Annotated in this window: 15 protein-coding genes; 3 read left to right on the forward strand and 12 right to left on the reverse strand. The window is 67.9% G+C overall.

Annotation, left to right across the window (positions count from 1 at the left end; all coding sequences use genetic code 11):
• Positions 1 to 3: 3 nt before the first annotated feature.
• Positions 4 to 516, reverse strand: coding sequence for an AAA family ATPase (locus AB0J62_RS31305; protein ID WP_363878569.1), 513 nt, complete (start codon positions 514 to 516; stop codon positions 4 to 6).
• Between the two features lie 152 nt (positions 517 to 668).
• On the opposite strand from AB0J62_RS31305, the gene AB0J62_RS31310 reads away from it, so the two are divergent.
• Together AB0J62_RS31310 and AB0J62_RS31315 are read left to right on the forward strand one after the other, a co-directional pair.
• Entirely contained in the window at positions 669 to 1,310 is a 642-nt protein-coding gene (locus AB0J62_RS31310; RefSeq protein WP_363878572.1) for a Pr6Pr family membrane protein, read from the forward strand.
• 4 nt (positions 1,311 to 1,314) lie between these two features.
• On the forward strand, positions 1,315 to 1,965 hold the full coding sequence (locus AB0J62_RS31315; protein WP_363878575.1) for a hypothetical protein: 651 nt from the start codon (positions 1,315 to 1,317) through the stop codon (positions 1,963 to 1,965).
• 134 nt (positions 1,966 to 2,099) lie between these two features.
• On the opposite strand, the gene AB0J62_RS31320 is transcribed toward AB0J62_RS31315, so the two are convergent.
• Positions 2,100 to 2,723, reverse strand: a complete 624-nt coding sequence (locus AB0J62_RS31320) for a transglycosylase family protein (RefSeq protein WP_363878578.1) — start codon at positions 2,721 to 2,723, stop codon at positions 2,100 to 2,102.
• Between the two features lie 287 nt (positions 2,724 to 3,010).
• Positions 3,011 to 3,547, reverse strand: coding sequence for a DUF5946 family protein (locus AB0J62_RS31325; protein WP_363878581.1), 537 nt, complete (start codon positions 3,545 to 3,547; stop codon positions 3,011 to 3,013).
• 102 nt (positions 3,548 to 3,649) lie between these two features.
• Between AB0J62_RS31325 and AB0J62_RS31330 the strand changes: the two genes are divergently transcribed.
• Positions 3,650 to 4,249 (forward strand): response regulator transcription factor, encoded by a 600-nt coding sequence (locus AB0J62_RS31330; RefSeq protein WP_363878584.1) that lies wholly within the window; start codon positions 3,650 to 3,652, stop codon positions 4,247 to 4,249.
• Here the strand turns inward: AB0J62_RS31330 and AB0J62_RS31335 are convergent.
• The 9 genes from AB0J62_RS31335 to AB0J62_RS31375 form a co-directional block, all read right to left on the reverse strand.
• A complete protein-coding gene (locus tag AB0J62_RS31335) occupies positions 4,228 to 5,901 on the reverse strand; it encodes an ABC transporter ATP-binding protein (protein WP_363878587.1) in 1,674 nt (557 codons plus the stop codon). The two genes, AB0J62_RS31330 and AB0J62_RS31335, sit on opposite strands and share 22 nt — an antisense overlap.
• Entirely contained in the window at positions 5,898 to 7,550 is a 1,653-nt protein-coding gene (locus AB0J62_RS31340) for an ABC transporter ATP-binding protein (RefSeq protein WP_363878590.1), read from the reverse strand. The genes AB0J62_RS31335 and AB0J62_RS31340 overlap by 4 nt, the downstream gene beginning before the upstream one ends.
• Positions 7,547 to 9,385 carry a prolyl oligopeptidase family serine peptidase gene (locus tag AB0J62_RS31345; protein WP_363878593.1) on the reverse strand — a complete coding sequence of 613 codons (1,839 nt, stop codon included), beginning with the start codon at positions 9,383 to 9,385 and terminating at the stop codon, positions 7,547 to 7,549. Before AB0J62_RS31345 ends, AB0J62_RS31340 begins: the two co-directional genes overlap by 4 nt.
• Before the next feature lie 178 nt (positions 9,386 to 9,563).
• The gene (locus AB0J62_RS31350; protein ID WP_130387812.1) at positions 9,564 to 9,701 is read right to left on the reverse strand and encodes a SapB/AmfS family lanthipeptide; all 138 of its coding nucleotides are present in this window, start codon (positions 9,699 to 9,701) and stop codon (positions 9,564 to 9,566) included.
• 4 nt (positions 9,702 to 9,705) lie between these two features.
• Positions 9,706 to 12,273, reverse strand: coding sequence for a class III lanthionine synthetase LanKC (gene lanKC / locus AB0J62_RS31355; RefSeq protein ID WP_363878598.1), 2,568 nt, complete (start codon positions 12,271 to 12,273; stop codon positions 9,706 to 9,708).
• Between the two features lie 548 nt (positions 12,274 to 12,821).
• The gene (locus AB0J62_RS31360) at positions 12,822 to 13,883 is read right to left on the reverse strand and encodes an ABC transporter ATP-binding protein (protein WP_363878601.1); all 1,062 of its coding nucleotides are present in this window, start codon (positions 13,881 to 13,883) and stop codon (positions 12,822 to 12,824) included.
• Positions 13,880 to 14,686 carry a molybdate ABC transporter permease subunit gene (gene modB, locus AB0J62_RS31365; RefSeq protein ID WP_363878605.1) on the reverse strand — a complete coding sequence of 269 codons (807 nt, stop codon included), beginning with the start codon at positions 14,684 to 14,686 and terminating at the stop codon, positions 13,880 to 13,882. Before modB ends, AB0J62_RS31360 begins: the two co-directional genes overlap by 4 nt.
• On the reverse strand, positions 14,683 to 15,480 hold the full coding sequence (gene modA / locus AB0J62_RS31370; protein WP_363878608.1) for a molybdate ABC transporter substrate-binding protein: 798 nt from the start codon (positions 15,478 to 15,480) through the stop codon (positions 14,683 to 14,685). The genes modB and modA overlap by 4 nt, the downstream gene beginning before the upstream one ends.
• Complete coding sequence (locus AB0J62_RS31375; protein WP_363878611.1) at positions 15,480 to 15,887, reverse strand: TOBE domain-containing protein; 408 nt, start codon at positions 15,885 to 15,887, stop codon at positions 15,480 to 15,482. The genes modA and AB0J62_RS31375 overlap by 1 nt, the downstream gene beginning before the upstream one ends.
• Positions 15,888 to 15,913: the final 26 nt, after the last annotated feature.

Genomic DNA, 15,913 nt, shown 5'->3' on the forward strand with positions numbered 1-15,913 from the left:
CCATCAGTCGAAGACGGCCTCGTCGAGTCGCCCGAGAATTGCGTCGACGGTCTCCCCGACCGACAGGTCGGAGTTGTCCAGCCACAACCCGCGCCGCGGACTGAACGCGTGCAGCTCGTAATCGAGCTCGTCGACCAGATGACGCGCACCGCCGAGCCGGCCGGAGATGACGTCTGGCCGAGGTGTCAGTACGACGAGGTAGCGCGGGCGGGTCCGGATGCCGTCGAGGAATTCACGCAGCAATTCACCGATCACGACGTCCTGCAGTACGACGGTGAAACCCGCCTTCGCGTACTCGTCGGCGGCCAGGCAGGCGAGCCGGTAGCGGAGCTGGAGCTGACGCTGCGCCTGGAGGACGTCGTCGGCCATCGAGGCCTGTCCGCTGACGATCATCCGCCGGAAAACATCCCCCCGCAGATGCACGCCGTACTGGAATCTCTCGGCCAGCATCTGGGACACCGACGACTTCCCCGCCGCCATGATTCCACTGACGACGATCACCCCCTCGGACTCCATGCGGTGATCGTGCCACGTGGCGCAAGGTTTTGAACCGGTCGCGGCAATTCTTCTCCGAAAACCCCCATTTTGTCAGGGGTTCCGGGCCATCAGCGAGAAGCATTAGGGCTGACGTCCCCGGTCCGAGGGGTTACTCGTCGTACATTTCGTCCATGACGACGGTGGGACGGATCTGGGCTGCGGTGACCGTGGCGGTGGTGGTGTGCGGGATCGTCATCCAGCTCTTCGTGACGGCGAGTGGGAACGACGGATTCTTCCCCGACAACCCGGAACGTGTGTTCAACGTGTTCGCGTACTTCACCATCCAGTCGAACCTGCTTCTCGGCGGTACGGCGCTGATGCTCGCCCTGCAGCCGGGCCGTACGGGCGGCCTGCTGTTCAACACGCTCCGGCTGAACGGTGTGCTGTGTATCGCCGTGACCGGAATCGTCGCCCACGCGGTGCTGGCGGGTCTGGTCGATCTGCACGGTTGGGCTGCCGTGGCCGACTTCCTGCTGCACACCGCAGCGCCGATCGTCGGTGTCCTGGGATGGCTGCTGTTCGGTCCGCGTGGTCTGGCCGACTGGCGGGTCGTCGGCTGGTCGATCGTGTTCCCGCTGCTGTGGCTGGTGTTCACGCTGGTCCGCGGCGCGTTCGTCGGGTTCTACCCGTACCCGTTCGTGAACGTCGACGAGCACGGGTACGGACGGGTCTTGCTGAACTGTCTGCTGGTGGCGGTACTGTTCCTGGCTCTGGCGGCCGGGGCAACCACTCTCGATCGCCGGTTGCGTCGGAAGACAACCGTCGAAAGGTAGACCCGTGCTGGTGACCTCGCGCTCGTATGCCGAGTACGAAGCGATGTTCGACCTGAAGGAACTCCCGGACTCCATCCTCGACTGCTGCGCCGGGGGCGCCAGCTTCACCGCCGAGGCCGCCGAACGTGGCGTCGACGCGATCGCCGCCGACCCGGCGTACGAGCTGGAGACCTCAGAACTTGTGGACAGCGTCCGGCGGAGCCTGCCGGCCACGTCGGGAATCGTCGACGAGCATCAGGGCAGTTTCGTCTGGCACTGGTACGGATCTCCGGAGCGGAAGGACCAGTACCGGATCGAGGCGGCCGACCGGTTCCTGCAGGACGTGATGGCGGCGCCGGAGCGGTACGTCGCCGCAGGCCTGCCGGACCTGCCTTTCGGCGATCGCCGTTTCGAGCTGGTGCTGTGCTCGCACCTGCTCTTCACCTGGTCGGACAAGTACGACCGCGACTGGCACGAGGCCGCGGTGCGTGAGCTGATCCGGGTCAGCAACTCCGAGGTCCGGATCTTCCCGCTGGTGCAACAGGGTGCAGGCGAGCCGATCCCGTGGCTCCCGGACCTGCTCGCCTCACTCGAGGGCGTGACCACCGAGATCCGCAAGGTTCCCTACGAGTTCCAGCTCGGTGCCAACGAAATGCTGGTCATCACCCGCAGCTGAGTCTCTGGTGCTTCCCGCTCATCGCGATCACGGATGAGTTTGCGCCTACCCGCCACGATGAGCGGGAAGCGGTCCAGGGGTGCCGGGCAGGTGGTGGGAGGACGGTCTGACCACCGACCCGCCCGGTCGCCGGCTCAGCGCAGGTACTTGCCGCAGACGGGCCACGGGGAGGCGCCGCGCTGCGCGTACAGCTTCTTCGCGCGCATCAGCTGCTCGGCCGCCGAGGCCTTCGCCGGGTTGCCGGAGCCACCGACGCTGCGCCAGGTCTGCAGGTCGAACTGGAACAACCCGTAGTAGCCGGCACCATTCACGGCCCGCGGGTTGCCGCTGGACTCGCAGTTGGCGACCTTGGCCCAGGCGCCGCTCAGGTTCGCCTTGCCGCTGCTCGCCTTCGGGCGGTCCTCGGACCGGCTCGAGCGGACGTCGCGATCGGCCTTCTTGGTCGCGGACTTCCGGGTCTCGGACTTCTTGACCAGCTTCGGCGCGGAACTGGCCTTCGCGCCGTCCAGCGTCAGGGTCTGCCCGATCAGGATGAGGTTCGGGTCCTTCAGGTTGTTGATCCGGGCCAGCTCGTGCCAGTCGGCACCGTTGGCCTGGGCGATCTCGGAGAGGGTGTCACCGGCTTTGACCTGGTAATCGGTCGCGAACGCCGCGCCGGCTCCGGCGGCGGTGATACCGGCTCCCAGACCGGCGATGGAGAGGGTTCGAGCCACCCGGCGAGTGCTTCGCCGGGCGCGCGCATGTCGGGCCTTGGACATCAGGAAGTGCTCCTTGTGAGCTCGGGCATGGTGAGGCACACCAGGCCCTCGTGCAGGGGAGGGGCAATCCGGACACATCCCACAGCAGGTCACAGGACAGCGTCCGAATGATCACGCCACGGTAACGACGCGACCTGAGTCATCCTCGGTGAGGTTCGGCCGAAACGCAAGTGCAGATCCGGATCTGCCCCGAACTTTTTCCACCCTCTGACATACCGAAACCCCAACAACAGAACGGTTTCCGGCTCGACACGCCCATTGCGGGGGACGCGGAACCGATCGGTTTATCAACGTTTGAAGTAGCGTTCCGGGACCAGTTTCACGGTCAGTTCCCGGATCGTGTCCCGGACGTCATCGGGCCACGACTCCCAGACCTGGCGAGCCCACTTGAGCAGGGCGGACTCAACCTCGTCGACCCCGCCGGACGTCAGGACGTCGTACGCCGTGAGCTCGCCGACCCGATCCGGTGGGACGAGCCGCGGCCAGTCGTCGTACGCGTTCGCCATGATGCCGTGAGCCGTGCGGACGTCGAGGTTGCCCGAGCCGCGCTCGAAGAACATGTAGAGGCCGTTCAGCGCGAATACCGGGCCGATGCGTGGCGCGTCCGGGTTGACGTGCTGTCCGCCGTACGCGTCGATCCGCAGCTGGTGCAGGTATCCGAGGCGGGCCGCGTGCTCGACCTCGAAGCCGAGCAGCTCACCGGCGACCTCCGCACACTCCGGCGAGGCGTTGTACTTCGGGGTCTCGGGCCACTCCGACGATGGAAGTACGGCGCGACAGCCTGGACAAACCGTTGATTCCTGCGTGTCATCGGGCGAGTTCACTCGTTGATCGAAGCACGGGTACCGCCGTCCCGGCAGCTGGATTTGCCGTCGGGTGGTGCGGCGCCGGCGGATGAGGCGACGGATGTGATGGGGGCAGTAGGCGTGATCCGAGTGGCTCTCGGCCATCGCGGCACGTTGGTGCGTGGTGCACTGGCCGCGGTGCTGGCAAGAGAGAACGACCTGGACGTGGTGGCCGAGCTGGACCGCTCGGAGGAAGTCCTCCAGGTGGCCGGGCGGCGCCCGGACGTGTTCCTGCTCGATCCACAGCTGCCCGGCCGGATCCGGATCGAGGAGCTCTGCCGCAAGCTCGCCGGTCGCGGCGTACTCGTGCTGATCGACCATGAGGCCATCGCGGCCACCAGCCTGGCGCTGGTGAAGCAGGCGCCGCGGATCGGGCTGATCGCGACTGACGCGACGACTGATCAGCTGGTCCAGGCCGTGCGCGATGTGGCGAAGGGCCTGCCGGTGGTCGACGTACGCCTCGCTGTGGCGGCATTGAAGGCGGGCGACAATCCGCTCACCGATCGCGAGTGCGAAGTACTGCGTCAGGTCACCACAGGAGCGACCGCGCAGGAGGTCGCGCGCACGCTCAGTTTGAGCGCCGGGACCGTGCGGAACTATCTGTCCCGGATCCTCGCCAAGACCGGCTCCCGGAGCCGAATCGAGGCGATCCGCAAAGCTCAGGATGCGGGCTGGATCTGAGCGCTGGGCGTCCAGCTGCCATGCAGGTCGCGGTAGAGAGGCGACGTGCGCATCAGGCCGGCGTGCGTGCCGATCGCGGCCTTGTTCCCGTCGAGGACGAGGATGCGGCGCGCGCGGAGGGCGGAGCTGATCCGGTGGGCGATGACGATCAGCGTCCCGTTGCGCTGGGCGAACGCCTCTTCGGCTTGACGCTCGGCCTCCGGGTCGAGGAAGCAGGTCGCCTCGTCGAGCACGACCACCGGTGCGGGCGAGAGATACGCCCTGACCAGCGCGATCAGTTGCTTCTCGCCGGCGGACAGCTCGCCCGGCCGGACCTCGTCGAGTCGCTCGATGAGCCGCGTGGCACCCACTGCTTCGACTGCTTGCCTGACCTGCTCCGTAGTTGCATCGGGCAACAAATAGGTGAGGTTGTCGTGCACGCTGCCGCTGAAGACGTAGGCCTCCTGCGGGATCAGCACCCTGGTCCTCGCGAGTTCGTCTGTGTTCACCTCGGTCGGTGGCGCCCCGCCGAGGAGCACTCGGCCGTCCGTCGGGGTGAGCATGCCGCAGACCAAGCCGGCCAGCGTCGACTTGCCGATGCCGCTCGGTCCGACCACCGCGAGGTGCTCGCCCTCGGGGATGGTCAGCTCGAGTTTCTCGAGTACAGGCTCGGCGTTCGGCCCGTACGCGAACGTCAGTCCGCGCAGCCGGACCTGATAGCCCTTCAGCTCATCGACCGGCCGCGGCTGTTCCACCGGAGTGGATGCGTCGAGGATCCGGCCGAGCGTGATCACGTACCGCAGGCCGCTGTCGCCGAGTGCGTTCATCACGGTGTTCAGCGCCGGCTGCAAGCCGATCAGCACGTAGGTGAGTCCACCGAGCAGCGTGCCGGTGCTGACACCGCGGTCGACCAGCCACGGTCCGGTCGCGAGCAGGATCAGCAGCGGCAGCCACCCCCCGACCGCGAAGCAGAGCGTCCGCAGGGCCGCGACCTTCGCCAGCGCGCGCTCCGCGGCCGCGTGAGCCTCGATCGGCTGGCCGACCAACCATTCGGCGTACTCCTCGGTGCCGGCCGCTGTGACGTCGCGTACGCCGCCGAACACCATGCCCGCCGACGCCGCGAGCTCCTCGTCAGCCGTCAACGACGCGCGGACCCGATCCGCCGCCATCCCCAGCACCGCAAGCGACAACGCGAACCCGACGAGGAACGGCGGTACGACGAACGCGGCGACGAGCGGAGCCAGCGACAGCAGACCGGTGAGTACGCCGAACAACGTGACCGCGAAACTTCGCAGGACCAGGACCAATCCCGCGAACGTGTCGCGGACGATCTCCACCTGCCGGTTCAGCCGGGCGACGGCACCGTCGTCCCCGGAGCGCAGTGCGCCGCCGACGACCCGTCGTACCAGATCGTCGCGGAGCGGTTCGACGAGGTCGCCGAGCCGTGCATAGACCTGTCGCGCCCCGGCAGCGCCGAGGCCTGCTGTCGCGACCAGCCCGGCAAGCCAGGCGATGCCTTGCCAGGCGTGCCCGGCGAGAAAGCTGTCCGTCGCCCGCGCCACCGCGATCCCGTACACCGCCGTCGGCAGGATCTCCGGAACCGACCACGCGATCAACTTCACCGTGGCTCGTTTCCGCAGCGCGGTGGCGCCGTACGACAGCTCTCGTTTCATCCGAAGATTTCTCGGTACGACGTGTTGTGCCAGAGGTCGGCGTGGGGGGCGATGGCGCGGATCTGGCCGTGGTCGAGCCAGATGACCAGGTCGGCACGGGCCGCGGTCGCGGGGCGATGCGTGACGATGAGGCGGGTGCGGTGGTGCCGGTCCTCGGTCAGCGTGCGGGTGATCTGGCGCTCGGTGGCCGTGTCGAGGCTCGACGTGGCGTCGTCGAGCACCAGCAGGCGGCTGGCGGACCAGGCGCGCGCGAGGCCGAGCCGCTGCCGTTCGCCGCCCGACATCGGTGCCTTGCGCAATGACGTGAGGTAGCCGTTGGGCAGTCGGCTGACGAAGTCGTGGGCATGGGTGGCACGCGCCGCGGCCAGCGCCCGGATCGGGCTGACCGCGTGCGGATCGATCGCCTCGCCCACCGTGCGTCCGACCAACTGCGGACGCTCGAAGGCGCAGCCGACCGCGCTACGCAGGTCACGGCGGCTGATGGCCTGCAGCGGTACGCCGTCCAGCGAGACCTGTCCCGTCGACGGGTCCCGCAGCCGGGCCGCGACCGCTGCGAGGACCGACTTGCCGGCACCGCTCGGGCCGACGACAGCGACGGTCAGCCCGCCCGGAAGATCGAGATTCACGTTGTCCAGCAGGACATTCCCGTCGGCGATCACGCTGACACTGTCGAAGCTGAGCTGTCCCGGTCCGGCCGGGACCGGCAGCGTGCCGTGGGGGATCGGGTCGATCGCGATCACTTCGGCGGACCTGCGTACGCCGGCCCGCGCGCGAGCGAGTTCGCCGAGGACACCGGTCAGGTTGCCGAGACCGGCACCGAGCACGGCGTACTGCGAGGCGGCGAACAGCTCGCCCGCGGTGATGTGGCCGGCCACGAGCTGCACACCGCCGACCGCGAGTACGGCGACGAGCACGAGCGGGCCGACGACCGCGGCCTGCGCGCCGGACCGGGCGAGGATCCGCCAGGTGACGACGCCGTTGCGGTGGAGCTCGGGCAGGAGGCCGAGGATGCGGCGCTCTTCGCGTTCCGTCGTGCCGGCGGCTGTGATAGTTCGGATGCCGGTGAGTGACTCGGACAGCAGGGCGGCGATCCGGCCCTGGGTCTCCTGGTAGTTGAGGCTGACGTCGGCGGTCCGCTTGGCGAACGTCCACAGGACGAGGATCACGAGCAGCACGCCGCCGAAGAAGGCGACGGCGAGCCACGGGTCGATGACCGCAAGGAGGACGAGACTGCCGAGCGGCGGTGCGATCGCGGCGATGGCTGTCACCGCGGCAGGTCCGGCCTGAGCGGCGTCCGTGGCGTTGGCCGACACTCGGGTGACCAGGTCACCGGTCTCGAAGTCGCGCGTCCCGGCCGGGCCGCCGCGGACGACGTGCCGGACCAGGCGATGACGCAGCCAGGCCGTGGTCTCAGCGACACAGGCCGCGCCGGCGAACGCGTCGACGATGCTCGCCGCGATGCCCAGGCCGATTAGCGCAGCGGCGGCGATCAGCCAGCGGGTGTACCCGCTGCCGGCCACGATCGCGTCAACGGAACGACCGAGGATGGTCGGCAGGGCCAGCGTCACGCCGCTACCGATGAGCGCGTTGAGACCGATCAGCGGCAGCCAGCCGCGACCACGTTTCGCCACCTCTTTGAAGGTGATCATCGGTCCAGGCCTGTCTCGGTCGCGAGGAAAGCCAGCATGTCGGCGGCCAGGTTGATCCCGCCGGTGGTGTGTCCTGCGTCCGGCTCGAATCTGAGCAGCACCGGACGTTGGCTTGCTGTCGCGTGCTGAAGCGCCGCGCACATCTTCCTTGCGTGCAAGGGATTCACGCGGGTGTCGTTCCCGAAAGCGGTCAGCAGGACCGCCGGATACTTCACGCCGCTCTTGACGTTGTGGTACGGCGAGTAACTCGCCAGCGTCTCGAAGTCGTGCGGGTTCTTGACCGAGCCGTACTCCGCGGTCCAGCGTTCGCCGAGACCTGATAGCTCGTAGCGGAGCATGTCGGTGAGTGGGGCTGAGGAGACAGCAGCGGTGAAGAGCTCGGGCCGTTGGGTAAGGGCGGCCGCGACGAGCAGCCCGCCGTTGGACTCACCGCAGATGGCAAGCTCGTCGGCGGTGGTCCAACCTTCGGCGATCAGGTACTCGGCGGCGGCGATGAAGTCGTCGATCGTCTGCTGCTTCGTCGCGTTGCGGTGTGCGGCGTCGCCCCGAACGGTCGCGGTCACGAAGGCGCCACCGGCTTCGACCCAGGCGAGCGCGAAGGCGGAGTACGTCGGGGTGAGCGATTGCCCGAAGCCGCCGTAGCCGTAGAGGATCGTCGGTCCACCTGGCTTGCCGATCACGTGCAGCTCGAGGTCGGTGCCGTCGGGCGACGTGTAGCTCAGCCGCTGCGTTTCTGCTGCCCGGCTGCAACTGGCGCCTGTTGTCTGGCCGGTGCTCGCGTGGTAGCAGAAGACCGTGGGCGGCGTGACGCTGTCCGTGTAGGTGAACCAGGCCTGATTCTGGTGGGCGGTCAGGGATCCGACCGATCCGAAGCCTGGGAGGTCGATCTCTGCTTGGTAATTGCCGGTCTCGCGATCGTGGACGGTGATTGTGCTGGTTGTGCTTGTGAGGACGACTTCGTCGAGAATCGCGAGGCCGGTGAGCGGTGCATCCAGCTGGATGTAGTCACGCCAGACAGTCGGCTCGGTCGGGTCGCCGATGCGGATCCCGCCGGCGGTCACGACGTACAGCCGGTTGTCGGGGCCGACCGACATGATCGTGGTGGTTTCCTGCGGGAGGTGTGCGGGCGGCTCGTCCCTCGAAAGGTCCGCGAACCACAGATCGGTCGTCGTGCAGATCGTCAGCCAGCGGCCGTCGGCGCTGAGCTCCAGTCCGTACGACGCTTCGCGGTCGAGGACCGTGGTGTCGTCGGCGTCGCCCAGGCGGCGGCGGCGTACCTGACGGAAGCGCACGTAGTAGAACGCGCTGCCGTCGGGGAGCCAGGCGACGGGGGAGTAGCGGCAGCCGTCGAGCGGTCCGTCGATGAGCTCGCCCGTCGTGACATCGACGACGGTCAGAGTGGAACGCTCGTCGCCGCCGCGGGAGAGCTGGTACGCGAGCTTGGTGCCGTCCGGTGACGGCTGCCAGGCGTCGAGCGTGGTCAGTCCGCTCGGGTCGAGCCGCTTCGGATCGATCAGCGGAGTCTCGTCGACGAAGAGTACGGGCTGCTCACCTGCCGCGCGCCGCAGTGTGAAGCAGCGGCCGCCACGCCGGACGGGCGTGGACACGCTGCTGACCTCGGACAGTTGTCGCACCCGGTTCTTCCAGCGGAACCGGCTGCTCAGCGTGCCGGCGTACGTCAGCCACAGGTCGTCCTGAGCCCTTGACCAGTGCTTGGTCTCCGCGGTCGAGGAGTCCTCGAGCCAGCGGTACGGGTCCGCGACACTACGACCGTGCACCTGCTCCACGAGCGACAGGCGCTCGGCGCATGGATAGGACTGCACGGAATCGATCACCTCACTCTCCTTCCGTCCCCCACCAACACAACGAGCACCAGTTCGTTGAGCTACAAGAAGCCGCCCGGCGACCGAGGCGAGTCGGTCACCGGCGGATCCGACCGGTACCCGAATGCAGGTCGGCCCCGGGTGGATTGCAGCCCACCCAGGGCCTCTACCTGGCATTACAGGTGCCGTATCAGTGGCAGAGCAGCAGGCTCAGGTTGCTCGGGGTCTGCGAAGCGCAGCCCAGCACGGTCAGCGTGGAGCCGCCGTGGTGGTGGCCGCCGTGGCCGTAACCCGGGGTCTCCAGACCCTGAAGGTCGAGAAGTGCCATGTGTTTACACCTCCTTCGGTGCAGATCGTCGGGACATGGACTCGGACCACTGGGGAGGTCCGAGGAACGGGAGGGCGACCGGCGCATCGTGCAGCGCCGCACCCAGGGCCAGCAGCACGCCGGCCGATCCGGTCGCCAGGTCCATCGAGAGACGGAGCAGCTGGTTGCCCGGGTACGCGAGGCCGCCCTCGAACGGCATCGCGTGCCAGCCGAGACCGTGCACGAGGTCGTCGACCGTCGCCTGGTCCTCGCCGAGTGCTGCGGCGGTGAGGAGCAGGCCGGCGCGACCCATGAACAGGCCGGGCTGGACGTAGTAGTCGCAGTGCGTGACTCGCTTCAGCTCCTTGAGCGTCAGAGCGAGCTCTTCGGACGGCCGATGGCGCAAATACCGCTCGAGGACCAGTGCGACGCCGGCCGAGCCCTCTTCGAGGTACGGGAGGGTCCGCCAGCCCTGATTGACCTGGCGCATCCCGTCGTCGGTGAGCACAGTCCGCTTGAGGTCCTGCCGGATCGCGATCTCGGCAAGGTCGAGCAGACCGGTGTCGCCGAGCTGCTCGAACGCGTTGAGGAACAGCAACGCCGACCCGGACGATCCGTACATCAGTCCGGCGCGCGCGTGCTGGCCGCCGCTGATCTCCGGTACGTCGACCTGCAGCCGGTCGGCAACCAGATCGAGGACGCGGACGGCCTTCGCGCGAAGCGTCGGCTCGGTATCGAAGTACAGGAGGTTCAGACCGATGCCGGCGAGGCCGGAGTGCAGGCCGAGCTCGCGGGAGCTCCAGTCGTCGGCGAGCGTGCGGTCGACCAGGTCGAGCGCATCCTGCCGGTAGCCGAGGTCTTCGAGCACGTGCGCGACGCCGTGGAGACCGTCGTACAGGCCCGGTCCGGTCTCGGTGTCGACAGCCCGCTTGCGCAGCCATTCGTCGTACTGCGGGAATCGGGCCCCGGTCTTGCTCAGCGCGTACAGGACACCGGCTGCACCGGTCGCGAGGTCGATGCCGCCGCCGTCGCGGAACTGCGCGATGTCGCCGGGGAACAGCCGGTCGGTGCGTTCGGGCGTCGCGCTGGCGACGATGGCTTTGGTGAGCGCGTCGCGTACGTCGGTCCACTCGGCCTCGCCCGGCAGCGCCAGGTCGACCATCGCCGGGTCGTGCGTCTTGCCCGGGCCGACGATGGTGTTGACTGCCTCGTCAAGCGTGGCCCGCGGCACCGGGAAGGTGTCGGCGATCATGTCGGCGAGCTGGAACGCCTTACCCGGGTGGAGGTTCAGCAAGATGGTTGCCTGCGGCGCATAAACGCCGAGCGCGATGCAGGCGAGCGCGTACCGGTCGACGTCGACACCTTGCCGGTCCTGCGGAGCGGCATACCCGGGATGCGCGAGCGTGGAACGGGCCTGGTCCTCGGCCTTGGTTGCGACCTCGAAGTCGATCAGCGTCAGCTTGCCGTCCGCGTCGAGCAGCAGGTTGTCCGGGTGCAGGTCGCAGAAGACGACACCGCGCTCGTGCAGCTGTCCCACGGCCTCGCCGACCTTGGCGATCATCGCGGTCGCCCATTCGGCGTACTCCGCCTTGTCGGCCTCGGTGGCATCCGGGTGGGTCAGCGGATATCGCCGTACGAGCTCGCGTTGCAGCGACACCGAGTCGATGTGCTCCTGCACGAGGAAGTGATGCTCACCCAGTTGCAGGTAGTCATGCGTCCTCGGCACGGCGTCGAGGCCGTCGAGCTGCTCGAGGATGTCGCGTTCGTGGGAGATCCGCGCGACCGCGTCCCGTCCGGACATGTCGAGCCCGGCGTACGGACGACCTTCCTTGAGCACGACGCGGTCGCCGGTCTCGTTGTGGTGGCCGACGTACACGCCGCCGCCGTTGGAGAACTGGATGACGCCGTCGATCGTGTACGCGAGGTCGTTCGTGGTGACCGCGTTGCGCGCGTCGAGGTGCGGCTGCAGGAAGTCCGGCAGCGTGATCCACGGCGGCGTGACGAAGGTCGGGCCGCGGTGGTCCGGGACAAGGTTGCCCTGGGCATCTTCGATGGCGAGGACGCGTTCGCCGGATTGGGAAAGGCAGTGCCTGCTGACGAAAGCGCCGTACCGGACGAAGAGCGGGCCTTGGGCGTAGCGCAGATCGCTCAGGATATAAGGGCCTTCGACGCCGGCGAGGATCTCGTTGAGCTCTTCGAGCACGAGCTTGAGCTGGGCGTCGTCGGTCGGGTAGATCGTCACCAGCTTGCCGCTCGACCCGCGGGGAGCAGCCTTCGAGTTGACCATCACCAGGACGGCTTCGTTGCGCAGGAACTTGAACGCGATGCCGCGCGGGACGCAGTACTCCCACACCGCCTCGAGCGTCCGCTCCACGTCCTGCAACCGGGCCGACACGTGGATCTTCCATCCCTGCGCGGGCAGCCGGAGATTGTCGGGCGCGTAGTGCATCCACTGCTCACCCGGCACATGCCGCCACCCGTCCGGCACCGCCCGCCCGGCGATGGCGAAATCCGGATGCTGAGCACCGCGATTGGCCGGCGTCTCGTAGAACCGCCGATCCGCAAGGCAATAGAACTCGTAACTCTCATGCATGACTGTCCGACCCCCTTTCGTGGTGCCCCGGCACATCTTGGGCGCCGCCCTAGGGCTCGGCGTAGTGCACGATGTCATCACTCTCATGTGAAGAACCCACACACTACGAGTGAGTAACTAAACACTCTTCGTTACCGGATCGCACAACCTGAGCGCGAATCTCCCCGTTACAACATGTCAATCCGCGACAACCACATCACAACCCGTAACCCCACGCCCGCTACCTCGTGCGAGTTCCTTCCCACGCACGCTCCGCGGTCGCTACCTTCGTCGCCCCGCTCCTCACCGCGCCCAAGCTCCGCGCCCACTACGCAGGCACTCTGTCGTCGCGACGCTCCTCCGCCGCACCTGCTCCGCGGTCGCCCCGCTCCTCACCGCGCCCAAGCTCCGCGCCCACTACGCAGGCACTCTGTCGTCGCGACGCTCCTCCGCCGCACCTGCTCCGCGCGCTCCCACCCGCCTCCGGCTCATCGCCGGTGCCTCCCTGCCGGCTTCTGCATCAATCGCGCCGGGCGTCATACCTGTTCGTCGCCTGGCCATGACTTGAGCTACACCGGGTAGGTGTGGACCTCGGTGGCTTTGAGGGTGGCTTGGAGGGGTTGGCCGGGGGTTAGGTGGAGGTCGGCTACGGCTGCGGGGGTGATGTCGGCGAGGAGGTCGGCTGGGCCGGTGGGGGAGGCGTTGAGGCGGACTCGGACTGTGTGGGCGTGTTGTTCTATGCCGGTTACTACTGCCGGCCAGGTGTTGCGGGGGCTGCCGGCGGGGGCGGTGAGGTAGAGGCTGACCGCGGTGGGTGGGAAGGCCACGTGGACTGGGCCGGTGGCTGGTTCGGCGAGGGTGATGCTGCCGCCCTCGGACAACTCGACGGTGGTGCCGGTTGCCGTACCTCGGTAGAGGTTCAGGCCTACTAGTTGGGCTACGTAGTTGGTGCGGGGGCGGTGGGCTACCTCGGTGGGTTTGCCCTCTTGGACTACCTGGCCGTTCTCGATGATGACCAGGCGGTCGGCCAGGACCATCGCGTCGAGCGGGTCGTGGGTGACGAGGAGCGTGCGGCCTTCGAAGCGGCGGAGGTGTTGGCCGAGTTCGGCTCGGACGTGGAGTGTCGTGCTGGCGTCGAGGGCGGCGAGCGGTTCATCGAGGAGTAGCAGCTCGGGGTCCGTGGCCAGGGCGCGGGCCAGGGCCACGCGTTGAGCTTGGCCACCGGATAGAGCGCGAGGGCGCGCACCGGCGTACTCCGACAGTCCAACGGTCTCTAGCCAACGGGCAGCGTCTGCACGGGCAGTCTGCTTCTCGACTCCGCGGGCTCTGAGGCCGAACGCAACGTTCTCCCGGCAGCTCATGTGGTTGAAGAGCAGGTAGTCCTGGAACACCACCCCGATCGGTCGCCGGTCCGGCGTACGGAAGGTGCGTGGTGGCTCATCCCAGACAGAGGAGTCCAATGCGATGCGTCCGCCGTTCAGCGCAAGCAGTCCGGCGATCGCACGGAGTGCTGTGGTCTTGCCGGCGCCGTTAGGGCCGAGGAGTGCGACTACCTCACCTGGCTCCACGGCCAGGTCGACGGACAGCGTGAACGAACCACGCGTCACCTGCAGGTCGGCGTACAGAGTCATTGCAGCCCGCTGATCCAGCGCTCGCGCAGAGACGCCAGTACGACGACGGAGACCAACAGCAGCACCAGACTCAGTACGACGGCCACATCCGGATCAGTCTCCAGTGCCAAGTAGACGGCCAGCGGCATAGTCGTCGTACGGCCAGGGAAGTTGCCGGCAAAGGTGATCGTGGCGCCGAACTCGCCCAGTGCGCGCGCCCAGCACAGCACAGTCCCTGCAACGATCCCGGGCGCGATAGACGGCAGCGTCACTCGGCGGAACGTGGTCCAGCGGCCCGCGCCGAGTGTCGCAGCCGCTTCCTCGTACCGCGGGTCGGCTGCGCGCAATGCACCCTCCACGGAGATCACCAGGAATGGCATCGCCACGAACGCCTCGGCCACGATCACGCCGGCGGTTGTGAACGGCAATGAGATCCCGAACCAGGAGTCGAGGTACTGACCGACCAGACCGCGCCGGCCGAGCACCAGCAGCAGTGCGACGCCGCCAACCACCGGCGGCAGCACCAGAGGCACAGTCACCAACGCGCGGATCAAGCTGCGCCCTGGCAACCCGCCTCGAGCCAGCAACCACGCCAGCGGAACACCCAGCACGAGGCATAACGCAGTCGCAGACGTAGCGCACACCAGAGACAGCCTCAGCGCCTGCCAGACGTCCGCACTGTGCAGCTTCGCCGGCAGTGTCGACCAGGGTGCTTTGGCGAGCAGACCGATCAGTGGGACGAGCAGGAACGCCAGTCCGATGAGAGCAGGCAGCAGGAGTACGAGGGGCAGTCTCCCGGTCGTGCTCCTGCCACGGCGACTCACGGTGCGGAGAAGCCGGCTGCGCTCAGGACGGCCTTGCCCTTGGCGGACAGCACGTAGTCGACGAACGCCTGGGCGCCGGCAGCGTTCGGAGCCTTGGTCAGCGTGGCGATCGGGTACTCGTTCACGGCCTTGTTCGCTTCAGGGAACTCGATGCCCTCGACCTTGTCCTTGGCCGACAGTACGTCGGTCTTGTAGACCAGGGCGGCGTCGACCTCACCGAGACCGACCTTGGTCAACGCGGCCTTCACGTCCTGCTCGAGGCTGTCCGGCTGCGGCGTGATGCCGGTTGCCTTGAACACCTTGTCGGCCGCCGCGCCACACGGAACCTGTACGGCGCAGAGCGCGATCTTCTTGTTCTTGTCGGCGAAGTCCTTCAGGCCGGTGATCTTGCCCGGGTTCGCCTTCGGTACGGCGATCTCGAGGGTGTTGCTGACGAAGTTCGTCGGCGTGCCCTTGTCCTTCACGTCGTCCATGTTCTTCGGCGCCGCCGAGGCGAAGACGTCCGCGGGCGCACCCTCGTTGAGCTGCTTGGCGAGCGCGGAGCTACCGGCGAAGTTGAAGGTCACCTTCGTGCCGGGATTCGCGGCCTCGAAATCCTTGCCCAGCTGGGTGAACGTCCCGGTCAGTGACGCGGCCGCGAACACGGTGATGGTGCCGGACACGGCGGCCTTGCTACTGGAGCTGCTCGAACCGCTCGAAGGCGGGGCCGACGCCACCGGGCTGTCGTCGCCACAGCCGGCCATGGTGAGGGCGGCAACTGTGGCGAGGGCGGCGAGCGCGGTACGGCGGAACATCAGGCCTCCGGTATTTCGACGACGACATGGGTGGACTTGATCGACGCGACGGCCACCACCCCGGGCTCCAGCCCGAGCTCGTCCGCGGCCTCACGACTCATCAGCGACACGACGCGGAACGGCCCGGCCTGCATCTCGACCTGGGCCATCACGCCGTCCTTCAGCACCCGGGTGACGATCCCCCGCATCCGGTTGCGCGCCGAGGCGGCGGTCGTGTGGCCGGGCTCCGGGGAGTCGGCCAGCTCCTGGGCAAACGCGGCGAGCGCTTGCCCGTCGATGGCCATCCGGCCACTCTCCTGATTCGACGGCAACCGCCCCTGATCGATCCAGCGCCGAACCGTGTCGTCGCTGACCCCCAAAAGCGCGGCCGCCTCGCTCACCCGCAAGTTCGGCACACCAGACACCATACCGCCGCACCTGCGGATTGGTGCCA

It is taken from the genome of Kribbella sp. NPDC049584 (assembly GCF_040675555.1).
Classification (GTDB): Bacteria; Actinomycetota; Actinomycetes; order Propionibacteriales; family Kribbellaceae; genus Kribbella.